At 64.0% G+C, this 436-nt stretch carries 1 protein-coding gene; it reads left to right on the top strand.

Annotation, left to right across the window (positions count from 1 at the left end):
* The coding region (locus tag IB255_RS30535) for an FAD-dependent monooxygenase (protein ID WP_192211292.1) at positions 1–436 on the top strand (436 nt) is incomplete at both ends.

Here is a 436-nt window from a genome sequence, read left to right as displayed (position 1 = left end):
GGGCGAACCCTATCGCCTGGAGTGCGACTACATCGCCGGTTGCGACGGATTCCACGGTGTTGCCCGTCAGTCGATTCCGCAAGGGTCGCTGAAAATCTTCGAACGTGTGTATCCCTTCGGCTGGCTCGGCATCCTCGCCGACACGCCGCCGGTACACGCCGAGCTGGTGTACGCCAAGCACCCGCGTGGCTTCGCCCTGTGCAGCATGCGGTCGCCCACGCGCAGTCGTTATTACTTGCAAGTGCCGGTGCAAGAGCCGTTGGATCAATGGTCGGACGCACGCTTCTGGGATGAACTGAAGACCCGCCTGCCAGGCGAGCTGGCCGCGCAGTTGGTGACCGGGCCGTCCATCGAGAAAAGCATCGCGCCGCTGCGCAGTTTCGTGGTCGAGCCAATGCAATACGGGCGCCTGTTCCTGCTCGGCGATGCCGCGCAC

The organism is Pseudomonas sp. PDM22 (assembly GCF_014851965.1).
Classification (GTDB): domain Bacteria; phylum Pseudomonadota; class Gammaproteobacteria; order Pseudomonadales; family Pseudomonadaceae; genus Pseudomonas.
Note: the sequence above shows the minus strand (reverse complement) of the source record. Positions and strands in the feature narration are given on the sequence as shown.